The 21,443-nt window shown below is 48.6% G+C and carries 15 protein-coding genes and 1 tRNA gene; 15 read left to right on the plus strand and 1 reads right to left on the minus strand.

Annotation, left to right across the window (positions count from 1 at the left end):
- The first annotated feature begins 44 nt into the window (after window positions 1-44).
- Genes CVT49_07955 through CVT49_07975 form a run of 5 tightly spaced genes read left to right on the plus strand, consistent with a single transcriptional unit; the run spans window position 45 to window position 5,710 of the window.
- Window positions 45-842: a hypothetical protein gene (locus CVT49_07955; protein ID PKK83557.1), complete on the plus strand. Its 798-nt coding sequence runs from the start codon at window positions 45-47 to the stop codon at window positions 840-842.
- Window positions 826-2,718, plus strand: a complete 1,893-nt coding sequence (locus CVT49_07960; protein ID PKK83558.1) for a hypothetical protein — start codon at window positions 826-828, stop codon at window positions 2,716-2,718. The genes CVT49_07955 and CVT49_07960 overlap by 17 nt, the downstream gene beginning before the upstream one ends.
- Window positions 2,711-2,950: a hypothetical protein gene (locus CVT49_07965; GenBank protein ID PKK83559.1), complete on the plus strand. Its 240-nt coding sequence runs from the start codon at window positions 2,711-2,713 to the stop codon at window positions 2,948-2,950. The genes CVT49_07960 and CVT49_07965 overlap by 8 nt, the downstream gene beginning before the upstream one ends.
- A gap of 43 nt (window positions 2,951-2,993) precedes the next feature.
- Entirely contained in the window at window positions 2,994-4,277 is a 1,284-nt protein-coding gene (locus CVT49_07970) for a hypothetical protein (GenBank protein ID PKK83560.1), read from the plus strand.
- Between the two features lie 59 nt (window positions 4,278-4,336).
- The gene (locus CVT49_07975; protein ID PKK83561.1) at window positions 4,337-5,710 is read left to right on the plus strand and encodes a hypothetical protein; all 1,374 of its coding nucleotides are present in this window, start codon (window positions 4,337-4,339) and stop codon (window positions 5,708-5,710) included.
- Between the two features lie 130 nt (window positions 5,711-5,840).
- On the opposite strand, the gene CVT49_07980 is transcribed toward CVT49_07975, so the two are convergent.
- Window positions 5,841-9,299, minus strand: a complete 3,459-nt coding sequence (locus CVT49_07980; protein ID PKK83562.1) for a hypothetical protein — start codon at window positions 9,297-9,299, stop codon at window positions 5,841-5,843.
- A 614-nt stretch (window positions 9,300-9,913) separates the two neighbouring features.
- On the opposite strand from CVT49_07980, the gene CVT49_07985 reads away from it, so the two are divergent.
- From CVT49_07985 to CVT49_08030, 10 genes are all read left to right on the plus strand, one after another.
- Complete coding sequence (locus CVT49_07985; GenBank protein PKK83563.1) at window positions 9,914-10,501, plus strand: hypothetical protein; 588 nt, start codon at window positions 9,914-9,916, stop codon at window positions 10,499-10,501.
- Window positions 10,488-10,739 carry a hypothetical protein gene (locus tag CVT49_07990; protein PKK83564.1) on the plus strand — a complete coding sequence of 84 codons (252 nt, stop codon included), beginning with the start codon at window positions 10,488-10,490 and terminating at the stop codon, window positions 10,737-10,739. The genes CVT49_07985 and CVT49_07990 overlap by 14 nt, the downstream gene beginning before the upstream one ends.
- Before the next feature lie 274 nt (window positions 10,740-11,013).
- A complete protein-coding gene (locus CVT49_07995; protein ID PKK83565.1) occupies window positions 11,014-13,356 on the plus strand; it encodes an RND transporter in 2,343 nt (780 codons plus the stop codon).
- 25 nt (window positions 13,357-13,381) lie between these two features.
- The gene (locus CVT49_08000; GenBank protein PKK83566.1) at window positions 13,382-14,197 is read left to right on the plus strand and encodes an outer membrane lipoprotein-sorting protein; all 816 of its coding nucleotides are present in this window, start codon (window positions 13,382-13,384) and stop codon (window positions 14,195-14,197) included.
- A gap of 17 nt (window positions 14,198-14,214) precedes the next feature.
- Window positions 14,215-15,474 (plus strand): hypothetical protein, encoded by a 1,260-nt coding sequence (locus tag CVT49_08005; GenBank protein ID PKK83567.1) that lies wholly within the window; start codon window positions 14,215-14,217, stop codon window positions 15,472-15,474.
- A gap of 12 nt (window positions 15,475-15,486) precedes the next feature.
- Complete coding sequence (locus CVT49_08010) at window positions 15,487-15,675, plus strand: DUF2892 domain-containing protein (GenBank protein PKK83568.1); 189 nt, start codon at window positions 15,487-15,489, stop codon at window positions 15,673-15,675.
- A gap of 212 nt (window positions 15,676-15,887) precedes the next feature.
- Entirely contained in the window at window positions 15,888-17,537 is a 1,650-nt protein-coding gene (locus CVT49_08015; GenBank protein PKK83569.1) for a hypothetical protein, read from the plus strand.
- The gene (locus CVT49_08020) at window positions 17,537-20,539 is read left to right on the plus strand and encodes a hypothetical protein (GenBank protein PKK83570.1); all 3,003 of its coding nucleotides are present in this window, start codon (window positions 17,537-17,539) and stop codon (window positions 20,537-20,539) included. Before CVT49_08015 ends, CVT49_08020 begins: the two co-directional genes overlap by 1 nt.
- Window positions 20,540-20,583: 44 nt before the next feature.
- Window positions 20,584-21,204, plus strand: a complete 621-nt coding sequence (locus CVT49_08025; GenBank protein PKK83571.1) for a methyltransferase type 11 — start codon at window positions 20,584-20,586, stop codon at window positions 21,202-21,204.
- Between the two features lie 146 nt (window positions 21,205-21,350).
- Window positions 21,351-21,436, plus strand: a tRNA-Leu gene (locus CVT49_08030).
- Window positions 21,437-21,443: the final 7 nt, after the last annotated feature.

The following is a 21,443-nucleotide window of genomic DNA, read 5'->3' on the forward strand; positions in this document are numbered from 1 at the left end:
CCCGTTCGTTTCTGGAGGAGACAAATCCGGGGTCGGCGGATGCCTTGAATGATCTGACCGGGCTTGAAATCAATCCGGTCTCCAAGGCGGCTGTTTCCGGTCTTATCGTGAATTATCTTTCAAAGACGAAATCGATATTTCCCTGGAAGGTCATAGGTCTTGATGCGCCGCCTCGAATGAAAACCTCATTTACGGTAAGTCTCGATGATACCGATAAAATGTATGATAGTATTGCCTCCTCGCCTTATCCCATTATTAAAATTAAACTGGGATCGCCGGACGATGAAAAATTGATTCTCAGGCTTTCAGAAATTTCGGGCAAGGTCTTTCGTATTGACGCCAATGGCGGCTGGCAGCCCGATATGGCGGAGAGGATGGTTTATTTGCTCAATCGTCTTGATGTCCAATTGATAGAACAGCCGACCGATCTCAAATATATCCGCGACTGGAAATACATTAAGGATCATTCGAAGGCCTCTCTCATTTTAGATGAGGGTTTGAGCACACTTGATGATTACCGGAATTACAGTGATTATATCGACGGTGTTAATATAAAAATGGCCAAATCGGGAGGAATCACCGAAGCGGTCAGAATCGCCCGTCAGGTGCGCCGGGATAAACTGAAGGTTATGCTGGGATGTATGGTGGAATCATCGGTAGCGCTGTCCCAGGCGGTTTATATGGCATCCCTGGCCGATTACCTTGACTTTGATGGACCATTACTTCTAAAAAGCATGATTGCCGGCGGAATTGATTTTAATCTTGAAAATGTTTATGTCGATGAAGATATTATTGGCGGCCCAAAAATAAAAAAGGAATTTCTGGATGCCCGGACGCGATAAAATGAGTCTGACGGCCCTGCTGATAGTCGGAATATGGATCATCACGATTTCCGCCTCAGCCGGTATTAAGGTCATCTATCCCAAGCCGAACGGCAATATTGCTGCTGTCGATTCCACCTTTATACTTGGATCGGTGCCGCCGGGTGCGCTTTTGACAATCAACGGAAGGGAAGTCAAGGTCCATTCTGACGGCGGTTTCATAGCCTTTCTCCCGATCCAGCCGGGACTTTTCAATTTCGAACTGGCGGCCGCGTTTGGCAGCAATGACAGCATTATTGTTGAACGTCTGACCCTGCCGGTGAATGTCCCTAAGCCGCTCAAATCCCTGCCTTATGACAGTCTTTATATTGTCGAAAGAAACAGTTTTGCGGGCAACATCTCGCTTGCCGAGGGAGATATGCTGACGGTGGAAATACAGGGGACCCCCGGCTGCGATGCTTTTTTCTCGATTCCGGGTTATGTCGATTCGGTTCCGATGGCCGAGATGCCGCCACGAATTCAGCCATACTGGGGCGAATCGGTATTCGGTGCCGGGGCCGTGCCGGAATCGCTCAAAATTCGAGGGTATTACGCCGGCTTCATAATTATTGACGCTAAACGGCTGCCCGATTCCAGTCGAATTTATTATCACCTCAGGTCACCCGACCTTGACCGACTGCTTGAAAAATTGGTGACCAGCCAGGCTGCGGATTTTGATTTCTGGGCGCTGAAATTGCTTAAAATTCCTGAGCAGGAAAATCTGGACAGCTCTTCGATTTTCCTCAGAATCAATCCGCCGGAGTTCCCCCGGACCGTGTTATTCACCGATACCGTTCAAATCGTCAGGGTCGGACCCCGCCGGGGCTATCTGACGATATTTCAACCGGAGGGGGTTCAGGCTCTCGCCGTCGGTCGGGAAGGGGAGTGGGTTAAGTTACGGCTGTCAAGTGGTCATACCGGCTGGGTGAGTGACAAATCAATCCGTTTTCTGGATCCGGGATGGCCGCCGCCCAAGTCATATTTGAAGGTTATTCGAAGTCAGTCGGAAGACGATCACCTGACGATTGAAATGCCGCTGTCGGCCAGGCATGCTTTTCGGGTTGAGGAAGAAGACACCGATATATTGACTTTGTATTTGTATGGCGTAATATCCGATACCGACTGGATAAGGTATGATTTCGGCGATGATCGGCTCAGGCTGGCGCAATGGTCGCAAATAGAACCTGACTTGTATTGTTTGAAGCTTTACTTTAACGAGCCCATATGGGGCTATGATGTTTTTTATGTCGGCAATGCATTAAAGTTACAGATTAATAAACCACCGCAAGATATTGATAAGCTTAAGTATAAAGTAATAATAATTGATCCTGGTCATTCGCCGGACCCGGGAGCGGTAGGGCCGACCGGGCTTACCGAATCAACTGCAAATCTGGATATTGCCCTGGCGCTGAAGAAGGAACTGGAGAGCAAAGGGGCGAGGGTTATCATGACCCGCGATGATATGAAAGCTCTGCCTCTGTATGACCGACCGAAAATTGCCCGGGAGGCCGAGGCCGACCTCTTTGTTTCAATTCACAATAATGCCCTGCCTGATGGCGTGAATCCTTTTGTCAATAATGGTGTGTCCACCTACTATTATCACCCTCATTCGATAAACCTGGCCCGCTCAATACAGGCCGAGTTGCTTAAAGAAACCGGATTAAATGACTACGGGCTTTATCACGGCAACCTGGCGGTCAACCGTCCGACCCAGTATCCGGCCGTCCTGATCGAGTGTGCCTTTATTATCCTGCCGGAGCAGGAAGCGCTTTTGAAAACGGAAGACTTTCAAAAGACGACCGCCAAAGCCATCAGGAAGGGGATTGAGAATTTTTTAAAGGGATACGATCATGAGTAATGCAAAGGCTGGAAACAATGTTTTATGGCTGATCTATTTATCTCTTGCCCTGGCCGGATTGATATTACTTGGTGATGCGCTCAGGATTCAGATTCTTTCCAAATTGACGGCAAGACTGGGAATTGCCCTGATATTTTCAGCCATCGCCCTGATAATCGCCAAAGACCGGCCGCCCGGAATAATCGCGATTGCTATAACCTGGATGGCCGTTCTGATAACCATCTTCAACTGAATTACCCTTCGGTATTTTAATCCGAATTGATTATATTCAAGCCATGACGGCAAGAATAGAGCGGGTTCGGCTTGATTATGGGCATTCGGGAGTCAACGTCGATCTTGACTGGAAAATCGCGGATTATGACATAATCGAGCCGAAAAACCTTCCGGCACTTCAGGAGCCGGACAGAACTTTTCTTGATTCTGTTTCCGGTCCGGTTGGATCGGCTACATTGGATAATATTGTTTTACCTTCAGATGAGCTTGTCATTGTTACCGCCGACGGGACCCGCCCGGTTCCGAACAAGTTTCTCATACAGGCCATTATTGATTTCTGCCGGCTGGATCCGGGAAAAGTAACGGTCCTGGTCGGTACCGGTTCGCATCGCCCGCACAGTAAAGATGAATTGATTGAGCTTTTGGGCCATGAAGTCGTTAATAATTGCCGGGTTTTGTGCCATGATGCGACCAATAAGGGCATGCTTCAGTTTCTGGGAACGACCTCTCATGGTATACCTGTTTATATGAATAAAATATATGTCGAGGCGACCAAACGGATCGTCATCGGCTTTATTGAGCCGCATTTTTTTGCGGGGTATTCCGGCGGTGCCAAAGGAATTTGTCCCGCTATCTGCGGAATGGAAACGATTAACGCCTTCCATTCATATGAGATAATCGGTCATCCGGATTCGGATTATGGATTCCTTGAGAATAACCCGCAACAGGCGGCAGCCCGGGAGGTGACGGCGCTGGCCCCGCCTGATTTTCTGGTAAATGTAATATTGAATCATCAAAAGGACATGAGTCATATTTTTGCCGGGCATTTTATCGAGGCCCATCGGGCCGGCTGCCGGGCCGCGGCCGAAACGGCCGTCGTCCGGCTCGGACAAAAATATCCGATTGTCGTCACCTCCAATTCCGGCTACCCGCTTGATCAGAACCTTTATCAGACCGTCAAGGGCATCGCCGCGGCCTCTCTGATAACCGAAGCGGGCGGGACGATTATTGTTGCTTCCGAGTGCATCCGGGGAGTTCCGGATGACGGAAATTTTGCCAAAATTCTGACAGCCCGGTCCGATCCCGAATCTCTGCTTGATATGATGAGTAAAAGCGAGTTCAGGATGATGGATCGCTGGCAGGCTCAAAAACTGGCCATGATTTTGAAGAGAATGAAGGTCATGGTTTATTCCTCACTGGGGCGCGACCGGATCGAAAAATGCAAAATGTTCAAGATTGATGATATTCAATCGACCCTTGCCGATGAGATTGCGGCGCTCGGATACCGCCCCCGCGTGGCGGTAATGCCTCGAGGCCCACTGACCATCCCTCAATTGATAAAATAATCGAAACAAGAACGCCCCCAATTGAGTATATTAGCTATTTATTTGTGTAAAGGCGAGTGATGGCGACTAGGCTTGAAAAGAAGAAAACAGACTATACCGAAGGCTCGATTATACAGTCCATATTTAAAATGGGCGTTCCCTCGATGATCGGTTTCCTGGCCAGCCACATATATTACATGGTCGATATGTACTGGGTGTCGCATCTTCCCGAGCGTGAGACGGCCGTGGCGGCGGTCACGATTTATTCGAATATCGCCTGGGTCTTTTTCTCATTCAACAGTCTGATCGGGACCGGTTCGGTTGCGATTATTTCAAGGCGGTACGGCGAAAAAAAATATGATGCGACCGAGACTGCGATTAAAGAGACTTTTCTGCTTAAATGGCTGAGCGGGATGCTGCTCGGGCTGGTAGGATATTTCTTTATAGATCAGCTTGTTTATATCGGAGGCGCCAGGGATGAGACACTTCGCATGGGCATCGAATATGGGCGGGTGATTTTCCTGGGAATGGGTTTTTCATATGCCACCTATTCCGTTTATACGGCCATGCGCGGCATTGCCAATCCCAAACTGGCCATGGGGATCATGCTGGGTTCGACCGTCCTGAATATGCTTCTGGATCCGCTGTTCATATTCGGTTATCTGGGGTTCCCCAAAATGGGTGTGGCTGGAGCGGCCGTGGCCTCGATCACGTCTTACGCTCTGACTTTCCTTATCGGCATGGGCATTCTGTACACCGGCGTGACCAATGTATCGCTTCATTTGAGGGGCCGGGTTCCGATGTCATTGAAGACGATGGTCCAAATTGTCAAAATCGGCGTTCCATCCTGGATAGGTGACATGTCCTACTCGGGCGCCCGTTTCATTATCATGCCGATGATTGCGATATTCGGCAATTCGGTCGTTGCCGCTTATGGAGTCGGGATGCAGATCTCGGCCATAGGTATTTCAATCCTGGTGGGAATCGGTTTGGGTCTGGCGGCCCTGATCGGGCATAATCTTGGGGGAGAAAAAAAGGAGCGGGCCCAAAAAACGGCCGGCCAGGCAATATTGCTTGGAATCGGGATCATGACCGCACTCGGCCTGCTGGTTTATTTCTTCGGCGGATCGATTATGTCACTCTATTTCGAATCGGTCGAGACGGTCAGTCATGGCGCCGCGCTTCTCAGGATTTTTGCTTTCGGTTTTCCCTTTATCGGTGCTCTGATAATGATAGAGCAGATTTATGCCGGCGTCGGATTGAATGTTCCGGCCATGATAACGAATGCCGGAAATGCCTGGGTGCTTCAAATTCCGGCCATTTATGTTCTGACCCAGTTTCTTAATTTCAACCAGGAATCGGTCTGGTGGTCGATAAATGTTTCGTCAATGATTGCCGTAATCGGATTGTATATGTATTTTCGCCGCGGGCAGTGGCTGCATGTAAAAGTCTGATCTCAATATTCACCGATTGAAATATAAAAGAGAAGCCGCCCGAAGGCGGCTTCCCGATCTGATTAATCTGTCGTTTCCGCCGTTGAAACCTTCCGATCAGGCCCGCAACGGCATCACAACAGGATTGTGCCTATATGCCGGTGCACAAGTTACATGACAAAGCAGGGCACTTGGGTGCCGCGCCGCCCTTGTACAAGTAACCGATCGTATAGGTCACATCAAGAATATTGATCGAACAGTTACCATTGGCATCGGCCTCAGCCGGACACGGTGGAGCCGCGCCACCTTTGTAAAGGTAACCGATGGTAAAGGTACAATCAAGAATATTAACTCCGCCATTGTTATTGGCATCACCGGGCAAATTACAGCAGCAGGTAACGGAAACTTCGGGCCAGGTGAAGATGTCCGGACGTGCCATAATCCACATTCTGGCTTTGTCAATATTCATCTGGAGCGGCATCAAACCGGAGTTCGAAGTCGATAGAATTTTGACAAAAACCAGGGTATCGTTCGGATTCAGGGTCTTCTGAGTAAAGACCGAAATCATATGAAGATCCTGGTAGAGCGAATCTTCCATTCCCGGATCGCTCGATTCCCATGGATTATATCCGGAAATATTGGACATCAACCGGTACATCTCGCCCGAGACGAAGCCGCCTGTCGGATAAACATAATCGGCATTCATCCTGGTCCACATGGCGCGAGGCGCCAGGAACCTGTCATTGACCTCACTGGTATGCGGCAGCTTGAATCCGGCGTAGTACGCCATACCGCCGAGACGCTGGTCGGCCAGCACGCAGTCATTGTTTACAATGCTGTCGGCATCATACTCGGCGCCATAGCAGTACATCAGCATCCGAGTAGCGTCAAAATCGGAGCCGTTCTCACTGCCGGAATCAGACGGAATATCCCAATCGATGGCGTCGCCAAAGAACATATTATTGTATGTCTTTGAGGAATTGTTGACAATCCGCTGTTTCATCACAATAAAGCTGCATGAATCGGGATGTGACGGGGCGAAATATTCACATTCCAGGGCAAGATTGGAATCTTTTGACAGGAATTGACCGGAATAGCCATACTGATAATCGGGATAGGTGGTCGAATCGGCAAAGGGACTTTCAATCGGGCGGAAGCCGTCTGCATCCAGCCAGTTAGCATTGAACATATAATAATTCATGACCGTGTCGGCACCATCAATATAGCAGATAAACGGACTGCCGCTATAGAGATAGACCGTGGCCAGGTCATCGGCTCCGGAGACGTTATTGGTGGTATCGCAGTCGTTGAAGAAGTTCATATTGTAGCCGCCGTTGCCGTTATAACCGCCGGCGCCGCCAATATTACCGGCATTGCTGAAAATAAGCCGTTTGCAGTCGGTGCGGATATCCATCTGTTCGGGGAACTGCACCGTATCGGCCACAATCAAATCGATTGGTATGTAGCCGGTACCGTTAGCCGCGTCGGACTCAATCTGGACATATCCTGAGACAACCGCCGGTCCGGTCTGAATGGTTCCGCCGGCATTCAGGTAAAGGCTGAATTGTATTGAATTGGGGGTTAAATGCGAAATTGTTACCGGGCCGTAATTACTGACATCGAGCCAGCCCGGATCGCCGTTTGTTTCGACCGTGGAAATGGATGATACATGCAGTTCGGCATTACCAATGTTTTCAATCGTGACCGTTTCCGTAATCGTCTCGCCCGGTTTAACCCATGTCGGTGCGCCGATTTCTCTGGGATAAATAACAATAACCGGGTTGGGAACCGGTGCCACGCACGGCACCCGGAACCACTTGACCGGGTTGGTGGTCCAGATTGCGGCATCCTGCTGACAGGCGCCGGGGAATTTATCGTTTACGTAGAGAACGTCAAGATACCAGTCTCCGGAATATCCTCCCGACGGATCCACAACCGGGACGATACCGAAGTCGTCGGAGACACCAACCTGCATTCCAAAGCGGGAGATAGCCGGCCATTGATCGGATTCGCACGCGTAGGGGGTTCCGCTGGTATCGCAGAGAGGAGTCGGCGTATTGGTCAGGTTACGTGCGATATCCCAGTTGTAACCGCCGTTATCGGAAACGGAAATATACAACTCGCCGTTGGCGGTTCCACGATAGCCGGCGCCTCCCCAGCGAAGGGCCGCGCAGTCATTATAGTTACCGTTGTCAAGGTCAAGGAATTGCACGAATAAGGCGTAAAATTTACCGTCGCATTCGGCGATCTGCGGTTTGACAATACTCATTTCATTCCAGGCACCGCCGGTACAGGTGCTGTCATTGATGGCGTCATCGGCAATATTCCAGTTGGCGTCCTTGACAGTACGGATTTCATTGTTGAAATCATCCCAGTGCAGCAGTCGCGATCCCCAGAAATATGTATAGGCGCCGAGGCCGCCGACCGCCGGATCGGGAGCAGTAATAACGCGGGCGTCCCATAGTATGTGGAGCCTGTCCTGCGTATCGATCAGGGCGGAAATATCGCTGTGCCCCAGGTAACCGCCGGTGGTGGAGTCATAGGCGCTGATATTCTGTTTGGCGCCCCATGAAGCTCCCATATTTCCGGAAGTCTTGATATAGACGTCATTGGTTCTCTGGTTGACACCCAGGCCGGGGTCGACCCAGTCACGAGCCCATGATTCCGGGTCACCGGGGTATGCTCCGGGAGGAGCCATCCAGACCAGAGCCACCTTGGCGCTGTTGCGCGAGGCGACCACGATCTGCGAAATACAGGGGATAGTATCGACAAGCATGGGCGGATAATCCCAGCTGCCGAGTGTATCGGAACCGATTCTGCGGAAATAATGAACAAAGGATTCATCAATTTCATTTTCAAGCTGCATGGCAAAGACATGCGTGACGGTGTCGCCGTCATAAACCTGATAAGCCATATCCGGCCATACAAATCGGAACTCGCCCGAGGTGATCTGATTGGCCGGGACGCCGTATTTCATAGTAGAATCGGGAACTCTTCTCTTGTATGGTGAGAAGAAGCAGTTCATGACGTCAAAGTCGTACCAGACCGTGGAGGCATAGCCGGCACCTTCATCATGATGGTTGGCGATGACCGCCTTGCCTTCGGTATCGACATCCAGGGCGATATAGCCGGAAAAATTGACTCCGCTGCCCGAACGGGGATGAATATCGCAGCCGCCGCCCGTTCCCTGAAATATGAAACTTCCATCAGACGGGTCAAATGCTTCATAACCGGTGCCGCCGTCACCGCCGGCAATAAAATCGGTCTGCTTGAACCAAATCAGATGGACTACCTGGCTTCCCCGCCAGTCAACCTGCCGATTGGTCCGGCCGTTGTGCTGGAAGTCATGGGTGGTAATTCCAACATTTATGCCGGGGGAAGCCGCATTGAAGTCGCTGAAGCCCAGAGAGGCGGCGTTGGCGCCATTCTGCGCGGGAACATAATTGAGTGCCCGCTCGGCTCCGGCGAGCTTGGCTTTGGAATTCTTTTCAAGATATTCCCGGTACTTCCAAACGTTATTATCGGCAGATTGTGAGGCGGATGCATTAATAGCCAGAAAAGTCAGCAACAGTAGGGAGATTAAAATTGTCGCCGATAGTTGCCTTGACATATTTGCTCCTTTCAAAATCGTTATCCTATTTCGCTGAGACGAATATTGGTCGATTTTGTCAGAAAGAATAAATCTTTGCTGATTTTATCAAAATCAACCTGATTTTGCGTTTTGGTCGTTCACCACCTCCCTTCCACAGTTTGTGCAATATGTTAAGAATAGAAGTCAAAAAAACTCATAAATCAATCACTAATCATGGTTACAGCCGATGTAACCTTAACGATTTTAAGTATGGCGGTTTATTAAGTGTTATGTTACTCAAGTCTGCCTGACACCAACACAAGCGAGAAAATTCCTCTTAACTAAATATTAAAAATTGTTGTTAATTTGTCAATGATAAAGTTGGCACAAAGGGCGGTTCTTTCGGCGGTGAAAACCGAGGGAAAGAAGCCAGAGGATGTAAGTATTCGGCGCTCCATCATTGACACAAAAATGCCCGACTGCGGTTATCACATAAAGTAGATAATGTTTACTCTTAAAGTGTTTGTGAGGCTCTCACCTTTCCAACTTTTCCTATCCAAAAGGTGCACTTTTATTCATAATCTGCCAAAAGAAAATCAAATCCGGGAATCGTATCTTGTTTTTTTGAATCCTTTTGAGTAAATTCAAGTCTAATGAGTGAAAAGACACTGATAAAACGGGCGCAGAGCGGCGATTTTGAAGCTTTCAACCTTCTGATAAAGGACCATAAAGACAAAATATATCGTCTGGCCCTGAAACTTTCGGGAAACCGGGAAGATGCTGAAGATATTGTCCAGGAAACACTTATGAAGGCAATCGATGCCATAGATAAATTCCGGATGGAAGCTTCGTTCGGAACTTGGCTATATTCGATAGCGCTGAATAATATTCGGGCTCATGTCGGGGATCGAAAGAAGGCGGCCCTGAAACCGATTGATGATTATTTACCGAATTCGCATTCCGAAACGGTAAATTCAGGACTTTATGATTGGGGCGACCCGCACCGACTCTTTGAGCGTAAACAGTTAAATAATATTATTGAATCATCGCTGGCCGAATTACCGCTTAAGTACAGTGTCCCTTTTACGTTGAGATATTTGGAAGAAATGCCGGTCAAGGAAGTGGCCAGAGTTCTTAGGCTGTCGCTTCCGGCGACAAAGTCAAGAATTTTGCGCGCCCGACTTGCTTTGAGAGAAAAGCTGGGCGATATTTTCCGGGAGAAAAACCATGAAAGGGTGTAGCAAACATATTCAGCAAATCGCCGAGTATATCGACGGCGAATTGGATGTTACTCTCTGCGCCCGGCTTGAAGAGCATTTGAGCGAATGTAAAAATTGCCGGATTATGGTGGATACGCTCAAACAGACGGTTGTCTTGTGTCGGGAGGGCAAAAAAGAAAGACTTCCAAAAGATATCGAATCGAAACTTAACGACGCCCTCAGGAAAAAGTGGAATAAAAAATTCGGTTTGAAAATATAATCTCTCAAAAGATTGAAAGGCCATGCCGGCCTTTATTTCAGGTTCGCTTATCTGCATCTATTATCACTCTGCTTTTTTCCAGACAATATTAATTGATCAAGTCCGATATCCTAATAATCGATTGGAATTCAGCATATTTCCAATATTCGCCATGTTACTGAATCCCTTGTGGTTATATCAATTCGGATAAAAATAGTATTTATTTTGAATCGTTTTCGAGCCTTTCCTATCTAATAGGTAAAATGCGGGAAAAAAATCAGGAAAGGATGTGTAAATGAAACGATTTCTTACGGAATATTCTATTAATCATCCCTGGGTGGTGATTTTCGGAGTGGTTCTGATTACGGCCTTCTTCGCCATCCAGTTACCTAATATTAAAATAGACACGGATCCCGAGAACATGCTCGAGGCTCATGAGCCGGCGCGCATTTTTGATCACGAAGTCAAGGAGGAATTCAGCTTACATGACTTTGTCGCGGTCGGATTGGTGGTCGAAAACGGCGCCTTTACAAAGGAGCACCTGACTCATGTCTATAATATAATCGATGAAGTATCCGATATCGACGGCGTTATTGTCGATGACATCATGGCGCCGTCAACGGTCGATGATATCAGGCAGGGAGACGATGGCATCCTGAGGGTATCGACATTGCTCGGGGAAGAACCTGAAAGCGATGAACAGGCAAAATATATCCTGGGCCGGATAAAGGATAATCCGATTTTTCGGGGCAAGCTGGCTTCAGATGACGGCCGGGCCATCGCCATGTTCATACCGATTGAATCAAAAAACATGTCGCACCGTATTGCCGGGGAAATCCAAACCATAATTGACAAATATTCGACTCCGAACGAAAAATATTTCATAGCCGGACTGCCGCTGGCGGAGGACAGCTTCGGCGCCGAAATGTTCAAGCAGATGGCGGTTTCGGCGCCGCTGGCGGGAATCATTATTTTTCTCCTGATGCTGATGTTCTTCCGCAACCTGAAAATTGTCATTGCCCTAATGATCGTGGCCATCGCATCGGTCATCTGGGCGATGGGCCTGTTGATTCTCACCGGCAACACGGTTCATATAATGAGTTCGATGATACCGATATTTCTAATACCGATTGCGGTTTTGAATTCGATTCATATTATCTCGTCATTTCATGATCGTTATCAGAGATACAAACATAAAAAGACAACCATAAGAAATACCATCGCCGAGTTGTTTATTCCCATTCTGTTTACCACGATTACAACCATCGTCGGCTTTCTCTCGCTGGCTCTGACACCGATTCCGCCGGTCCGGGTTTTCGGGATATTTGTGGCTTTCGGTATTTTTGTGGCCTGGCTCCTGTCGATTACTTTTAATCCGGCTTTTGCGGTGCTGATATCGGAAAAGGCGCTGCGTAATTTCGGTCATAATGATGACAGTCGTGGTTTGTTGTCACGCATTATGCATCTGTTCCGTGATTTTAGCTGGAAATATTACAAGGGCATCCTGTTCGGAACGGCTGTCATAATGGTGGTCGCGGCGATCGGCCTGAGCCTGATTGTCGTCAATGACAATCCTGTCAAGTGGTTCAAGAAAAACCATCCTTTGCGCGTGGCCGACCGGACCCTCAATCAGCATCTGGCCGGAACTTACATGAATTACCTGGTGCTCGACGGCGGCGAACCCGATGCCATGAAGGACCCGGAGACCCTTAAGTACATCGAGAAGCTGCAGAGGCATCTCGAGAAAAATAAAGTGGTCGGAGCGGTAACCGGCGTGACCGATGTCGTCAAAAAAGTCCGCTACGAAATGTTTAACAGCGATCCCGACAAATTCGCCATTCCCGATAACCAGGATGAAGTGGCGCAGGACCTGTTCCTGTATGAGATTTCGGGCGGCGATCCGGATGATTTATTCAAATTTATCACGCAGGATTACGCCAAAGCCAATCTCTGGGTTCAGTTGCGCGAAGGTGACAATGAATCGGTGGTTTCGGTTATTAATGAAGCAAAAGCGTTTATGGCCGATAATCCGCCGCCGGTCCAAATGGCGGCCAACTGGGCCGGACTGCCTTATGTCAATGTCGTCTGGCAGGAAAAAATGGTGGGTGGCATGCGCTCGGCGCTTCTCAGTTCGTTCGCGGTTGTCTTTATCATGATGATATTCCTGTTCCGGTCGTCGATACTGGGTTTGATTTCGATGCTGCCGCTCAGCATCACCATTATGGCCATCTATGCGGCTATCGGGTATATCGGTAAACCTTACGATATGCCGGTGGCGGTGCTGTCGTCCCTTACGCTCGGTTTGTCGATTGACTTTGCCATCCATTTTATTAAACGAGCTAAGTATATTCATGAAACGACCGGGGATTTCAATGAGACATTTCCATTGCTGTTCGAGGAATTGGGCCGGGCGATCGGCCGAAATGTCCTGGTCATTGCGATCGGATTTGTGCCGATGTTCTTTTCGACGCTGGTTCCATATATCACGGTCAGCTCGTTTTTCTTCGCCATTATGATGGTTTCCGGGGCCGTGACGATGCTGCTTCTGCCTTCGATTTTCATTGTCATGCGCAAGCGCCTTTTTCCCGATATCGAAATCGCCGAAAGGAAACATCATCAAGTTGCAGTGACCGAATAAATTGAACAATATCGAAAAAAAGTAGATGGAGGATATAATGAAATTTCAGAAGATTATTTTTGCTCTGGCACTGGTCCTGATTGCCGGTTCGATCAATCTCTTTGCCCAGGATAATCAGGCCGAAGAAATTATGAAGAAATCTCACCTGGCCCTGTTTTATTCCGGTGATGACGGCGCCGCCGAAGTTACTATGAAGATTGTTAATTCCAAAGGGAAGGAACGCCAGCGCGAGTTCACCATGCTGCGTCTCGACATAGAGGAGGGCGGCAAGCAGGATTATTATACTTACTTCAAACAACCCAGCGATGTTTCCCGGCTGACCTTCATGGTTCACAAGATTCCGTTTGCGACCGATAACCGCTGGCTGTACATTCCTTCGGTCGATCTGGTCAAGCGCATCGCGGCCGACGACAAGAACTCTAGTTTTGTCGGTTCCGATTTTACCTATGAAGATGTCTCGGGGCGGCACTGGAGCGAAGATAATCACAAGTTAATCGGCGAAGAAAAATATAATGATCGTGATGTATATGTTATCGAATCGATTCCCAAAGAAGCTTATAAGGGTTTTTCCCGTAAAGTGTCTTATATCGACAAGGAAAACTCCCTGCCCTTGAAAGAAGAATACTACGACAAAAAGGGAGAACTCGAGCGCGTTTTTACGGCGGAGAAAGTCGATGTAATTGACGGAATCGTGACAGCGACTGTTCGCAAGATGGCCGATGTCCGGAAAAATCAGTATTCGACGGTGGAATTCAGCAGTATCAAATATAATGTCGGTATGAACGAGGATGTCTTCACCGAACGTTATCTCAAGAACCCGCCGCGCGAGTTTATTCAGTAGAGGAGGGAGACCGTACGATGTCGATACATAAAATTTCAGGACTTCTTTTTGCTCTGCTTTTGCTCATGGGAACTCCCGCAACCAAAGCCGGGGAGGTAATGCTCTCCGGCTTCCTCCAGGGGTTGTATGGTGGCGGGCTTGATTCCAATAATCCAACAGCAAGTGACCTGACGGCTTCCGAATCCCGGTTGCAAATGCGCTTGGAATCATACTCAGAGGGAGCGGAGTTTTTCGGGCGGTTGGATTTTGTTTATGATGATTATAATAATCCCGGTTACGATTTTGAACTTCGCGAGGGTTATGCCAAGTTTAAGGTCGGCAATAATATGGATTTCAAAATCGGCCGACAGATCATCACCTGGGGCACCGGCGATCTGATTTTTATCAATGACCTTTTTGCCAAGGACTACCGCTCGTTTTTTACCGGACGCGATGATCAATACTTAAAGGCCCCGCAGAACACCATCCGGGCCGCCTGGTACACCGGTCCGGGTACATTTTCCTTGATTTATACGCCCCGTTTTACGCCTAATCGAATCCCGACCGGGGAGAGGTTAAGCTACTTCAATCCGATGGTTGGAGAAATTGTCGGGGGTGAGGATAATTATTTCGAGGGACGGATGCCGGAGGCCAAATTCAGGAACGGCGAAATCGCCGCCCGCTTCAGCCGATATTTCGGCTCCGCCGACGTGGCTCTTTACTTCTATCACGGGTTTTATAAGAACCCGGTCGGAATGGACATGGCCAATTTGGCGGCCTATTATCCTCGCCTGAATGTTTTTGGGGCATCGGCCCGGATGCCGGTGCTGGGCGGGATCGCCTGGCTGGAATCAGGCTATTTTGATTCGCGGGATGACTCTTCCGGTTATGATCCGACGGTTCCCAATTCTTCCATCAGCAGCATGATCGGGTTCGAGCGCCAGTTGACCTCGACTCTGACGGCCAATTTGCAGTATCAGAACAGGACGATGCTGGATTACGATAATTATACCGGGAATCTGCCGCCGGGAAGTATTGAATCAGACGAAATGTATCACCTGTTGACCAGTCGGTTGACTAAGCTTATGTTTATGGAAACGCTGACCCTGTCCGGTTTCGCGTTTTATTCACCCTCTGATGAAGATTTTTACGGCCGGTTCTCCATCAATTATAAATATACCGACGCCCTGACACTGACCCTGGGCGCTAATATATTTGACGGAAACCATGAATATACCGATTTCGGCGCCTTCCAGAAAAATGACAATATTTATGCAAAAATTACATATGGTTACTAAGGAGATTTCTATATGAGCTTGGAAAACAGCATCAGACTTCTGGCCGGGATTTTGATATCTGCGTCGTTGGCTCTTGGCTATTTTATTTCGCCTTACTGGTTTCTGTTGACGGCCTTTGTCGGGTTTAATTTGATACAGTCGTCTTTTACCAGATTTTGTCCGGCAGAGATAATAATAGGCAAGTTGTTTTATAAAAAATAAACTATACGATTAATGATTTGGGGCGAAAATTTCGCCCCTTTTTCATGCCCGTGAAACATATCACATTTTTCAATTATATTGACATAACCGCCCGATTATCTTATCCTTGCTTGAGCCAATCATTTTATAAAAATATTTTTGCTATTGGTGACGCGATTGCGTATCACTATGCATAACTAAAACTTAAGCAATTCTGGGAACAAAGATTTATTATGATAAAAATTTTAGGAACAGATGGTACGCAGTTTTATTCTCTTCAACTAAAACCCGGGAAATACCACGTGGGGCGCAATCCTGACTCGGAACTTTCCATCAGGCATAAAACCGTCTCGAGAAATCATGCCGAGATTCATGTCAATGAAGATGGCGCAATATTTTCCCTGCTCGATCTGGATAGCCGCAACGGGACATTTGTCAATGGCAATCAGATAAGGGGGCGTGTTCCGATAAAAATCGGGGATAAGATCATGTTCGGTCACACCGAATTCAGGCTGGAAACGGTTAGCAGCGAGGATGAGGCCGCGTCTGCGAAGCCCGGGCTGAAATTTTCCGAGACGACACCACAGAATTCCGTCTTTCTATCAATCGAAGAGGCCTTGAAGCCTATGTCGAGGCGGACCACTGAAGAGCGTGAACTTCTTCCCACAATTTTTGAAATGGCCAAAATGCTGGTAATGTCGGATCCAAGAGAGGTGATGCTCGAAAAATCGCTGGGAATGATTGCAGGAGTAATTCCGGCAGAAAGACTGGCTGTTTTATTTGTCTCGGCCGACGGCGACATATACCCTGCCGCCAAGCTTCTTCCTGGCGGCCGTGATCCGGGTGAATTCAGACTGTCCCGGACGATTATTAACCAGATAATTACGCAAAAATCGGCAATTCGAATCAGTGATCCGCTACAGGACCCGTTGTATGCGCAACAGCAGTCTATCATAATGTCGGAATTAAAGTCGGCCATGGCCGCTCCGTTATTCGATGAGGGCAAGGTCCTGGGAATTTTGTATGTCGACACCAACAGCCCGCGGCATCATTATAGCGACGAGCATCTCCGGATTCTGGCCACATTCGGAAATATTATTGCATCACGTCTGCTGAATTATGAACTTCTTGAAGAAAGAGAGCAGAAGCAGATAATCGATGCCGAGCTCAGTCGGGCCTCGGGGATACAGAAGAATCTCCTCGTGACCAATCCTCCCGAAACCAAAGGTTATCGTTTATGCACCTTTCAGGAGCAATCACGCTCGGTCGGGGGGGATTTGTATGATGTCAGTCGCCTGCCCGACGGACGAACCCTTTTTCTTCTGGCCGACGTATCGGGCAAGGGAATGGGCGCGGCGCTTTTGATGGCCAATATTTTGGCTTCATTCAGGATATTGTATGATTCATCCGATTTCGATTTGTGCCGGGCTGTCCGCAGGGTTTCCGAACAGATGTATAAATTCAGCGATCCGGGGGATTTTGCCACGCTCATGATCGGGCTGCTTGATCCGAACAGCAATCAGGTCCGTTATGTTAATGCCGGACACAACCATCCCCTGCTGGTCCGGAGCGGCGGCGAAATCGAATACCTTCCGGATACCGGAATCGTTATCGGGGTGATCGACGGAATTGCCTGGGAGGAGAAAACGGTCCAATTGAATAACGATGATCTGATCTTTATCTTTACCGACGGCGTCACCGAGGCACAACGGGATGATGAGCAATATGGCGACAAGCGGATGGAAGACATTGTCGTTGCCACCAGGGACAAGATACCGCGGGAAACAGTTGACATTCTTATGAAAGATATAAATGATTTTATGGGAGATGCGCCCAGATCTGACGATATAACCATTTTGGCAATTAAAAAGGTGGAAGAATAATGTTGGAAGCCGGTCAATCTTTCGGACATTTTAAAATCATCAAGAAACTCGGCGAGGGTGGCATGGGTGAGGTGTACCTGGCCGAGGATCAAAAACTGAACCGCAATATTGCGCTGAAAATTCTTCAGCCGGCGTTTCTTGATGACGCCGACCGTTTGCAGCGTCTGATCCGGGAAGCACGAACGGCCGCCAAAAATTCACATCCCAATGTCATGGCTATATATGATTTGGATTCCGCCCGGGATGAGAGCAGCGGAAAAGATCTTAGATACATTGTCATGGAATATGTCAGCGGGCAGTCGCTGACCGATTATCTGGAAACGCGCAAGCCGGGTATTGCCGATTCGCTGCGGCTCGCCGAAAAAATCGCCGCCGGTCTGTCCGCGGCTCATAAGCTCAATATTGTCCATCGCGATATAAAGACCGACAATATCCGCATTGACGATGACGGCGATCCCAGAATTCTCGATTTCGGATTGGCCAAACCGCTGGATGCCACCTTCGCGGGGGATAATAATGATATCACCGATTCCCTGTCCAATGATCTGACCCAGGAAGGAAAGATTATGGGAACGGTGAATTATATGTCGCCGGAGCAGGCGCGGGGCGAAGCGGTGGATTCGCGGTCGGACGTATTCTCGTTCGGGATTCTGATGTACCGCATGTTCACCGGTGAATTTCCCTTTGCGGGCCAGGAGAAAGTATCCATCCTGGCCAAAATTCTGGAATCGAAGCATGCTCCCATGCGCGATAAGAATGAATCGATTCCGGCGGAGCTGGAACGGATCGTTGATAAGTGCCTGCAGAAAAATCCGAATGATCGTTATCAGGATACCCGTGATCTCGTCATCGATATCCGGAGTCTCAGGCGGCAGTTTGAAAGTTCTATATCGGATTCCAGCACGATCCTGGCAGGAAAACCGGAAGGAATGAGCAGAAGCTATATATTCAAACTCTCGCGACCCAAACGGATAGCCATTGTCCTCGTTGCCATTCTAATACCGATGTACATCATATTCAAGTCCGGGAAAGAAAGCCCTTCAACAGAGGTGCGCGGCCTTCAGGCCAAAGAAAATGCCATGGCCATTCTCGGTTTCCAGAATAAAACCGGCGATGCCGATCTGGATTGGCTTCAAGCCGGTTTACCGGAAATATTATTGACCGACCTGGCTCAGGGCGGGGCGATTAATATAATCAGCCGAAGCCGCGTTCTTGACTGCCTGGGAGATAAAATCGAAAATATCAACGAAATCGAAGTGCATAAGAAATGTATCGATGCCGCCAGGTCCCTTGGTGCCGCCACTGTTCTATCCGGGTCGTTTTATAAAATGGGGGATAATATCCGCATCGATGCTCGTCTCGAGGAAGTCGAATCCGGAAAAATAATTCTGGGAGAGAAGGTGATAGGGAGTGATCCCTTTGCCCTTGTGGACAGCCTGACTCAGAAGATCGCCACGTCGCTGAATGTCCAGGAAGTGCTGGCCAATAACAGGGGCGTCTCCGAGTTCATGTCATCGTCTCCCGAAGCCTTTCGCTACTATATACAGGGTATGGAGAAATTTTCGGCCAGCAACTATGACGAAGCCAATGTGCTGTTCGAGAAGGCTCTGGAGATTGATTCCACCTTTGCCCTTCCCTATATGAGAATCGGTATGTCATATGCCTTGCAGGCAAGAGGGATGCAGGGTGCGCCATATTTCGAAAAGGCCAAGAAATATGAAAGCAAGCTCCCGGTCAAAGAAAAGAACCTGCTGGATATTTATTCCGACCTTTGGCTGAAAGTCAGCTACGATGAAGCCCTGACCAAGATGAAGACCTTTGTAAGTAATTATCCTGATGATAAGGAAGGCCGGACATTTAATGCCGTCCTTAAATACGCTTTGCAGCGCGATACCGATGGCGCCATGGCCGAACTGGATACGGCCCTGTTGCTTGACCCGCAATATCAATTGGCCCTTATGTTTTATGTGGAATTATTTATGGAACAGAAGAAATATGATGAAGCCATAGCCAAAGCCAAATTGGTGCGTGATTATTATCCCGATTCGCCCGAGGGATACAGGGCTCTCTCGGAGATTTACTACCTGCAACAGAAGCTGGATGAGGCCATGGAAGAAGGCCGGATGCTGCTTCAAAGATTCCCGGATAATGAAATCATTTTGGGCCGCCTGATCAGTATTCAGATTCATAAGCGAAATTTCGACGAGGCGCACAAATTTAACGAATATATCAAGGAACGTCATGGTGACGATCCTTACTTGATGGTTGATTATTATTATAATCTGGCCAACTTCGATATCTGGAAGGGGCGCTTCCGGTCAGGGCTGGACAATTTGAAAAAAGCCGCGGCATTGGCCGAGCCAACCGGAGACAGCGTCCTTATTTATGGCCAATACGACCTTCTCAGCGATTATTATGAGAGCCTGGAAATGTTGGACAGCGCCTTATATTTCAATAAGAAGGGATTCGACTGGGCGACCGGCTTCCGGTCTTTCAGCTACCCGCTGATGATGGTCAAAGCTGATCCCGCAACGGAGCCCGAAGCGCGCGAGATCTTCGAAAAAGCTCTCCAGAATTTCAAGTCGCGGCTGCCTTCGGAGTTGTGGGGTATTGGGGATGTCCTGAAAGAAAGGTTTGACGCGCTTTGTGTCGGCGATACGCTCAAAATTATGGAGGCTTCGCGTAAAATGGTCGAGGAACAGAATCAGGGTTCGACAGGAAATAGAATCTCTCTTGGAAAATATTATGTATTGACCGGGCATTATGCCGAGGCCAAAAAAGAACTCGAAAATGTTACTTCTCCGACAGGCCAGAATCAAACTTCACGGGCCATAAGTTATATGACGGCGGTTTATTATCATGGCCGGGCCTGTGAGGCGCTTGGCGATACGGAAACGGCTGTTGCTGATTACCGTGAGGTTCTCAAGTACTGGGGCCAGGCCGATATGAAGCTCGACTTGATCACCGACTCCCGCGCCCGCCTGGATAAGCTGATAAGTTGATTAAGAATGACATTACGCTCTCGTACTTGGTCCGGGAATAAAATATGAAAAATAAAGAAACAGTCAGGGCCGGATACAATGCAATTGCCAATGCCTACCTGGCCACCCGTAAACCGGATTCCGAAGATGTGCGACTGCTTGATGAGCTTGTCCAGCGGCTCCCGCGAGGCGCGCGGGTTCTTGATGCCGGTTGCGGCGCCGGTGTACCTGTGGCCCAGTACTTAAGTCGCTATTTTGATGTTGTAGGTGTCGATTTCGCCGAGGCACAGCTTCAACTGGCGCGTCAACTGGTTCCACAGGCACAGTTCGTGTGCCAGGACCTCACGGAATTAAGCTTTCCCGACGCTACTATCGACGCCATCTGTTCCTACTATGCCATTATTCATATTCCCCGAAAAGAGCATGAGGCGATCCTCAATGATTTCTATCGGTTGCTTAAGCCATCCGGTCTGGCTCTGTTATGCTTGGGGGCCGATGATCTGGAAGATGACATCGTCGAAGATTATCTTGGCGCCCGGATGTATTGGAGCCATTACGATGCCGAGACAAATCTGGGCATGATCAAAGCCTGTGGATTTGAATTAATCTGGTCGAAAATAGTGGCCGATGCCACTTCGCCCGGTTCGGGCCACCTCTTCGTTCTGATACAGAAAAAACCTGCCTGACAGCGGCGCTTATCCACTCGCTTCCTTTCTTGCTTTACCTTACATTACTTCCATCCCTGCGGCTTCACCAAATGGAGATTCCGGGCGTTATTAAAACTCTTGCGTTTCAATTCGAATCTGTGTAATTTCCGGCCGTAAAGCTGTCTGCCGGAGTGGTGGAATTGGTAGACACCAGGGACTTAAAATCCCTTGGATCGCAAGGTCCGTGCCGGTTCGAGTCCGGCCTCCGGCATTGATTA

The organism is candidate division Zixibacteria bacterium HGW-Zixibacteria-1 (assembly GCA_002838945.1).
Classification (GTDB): Bacteria; Zixibacteria; MSB-5A5; order GN15; family PGXB01; genus PGXB01.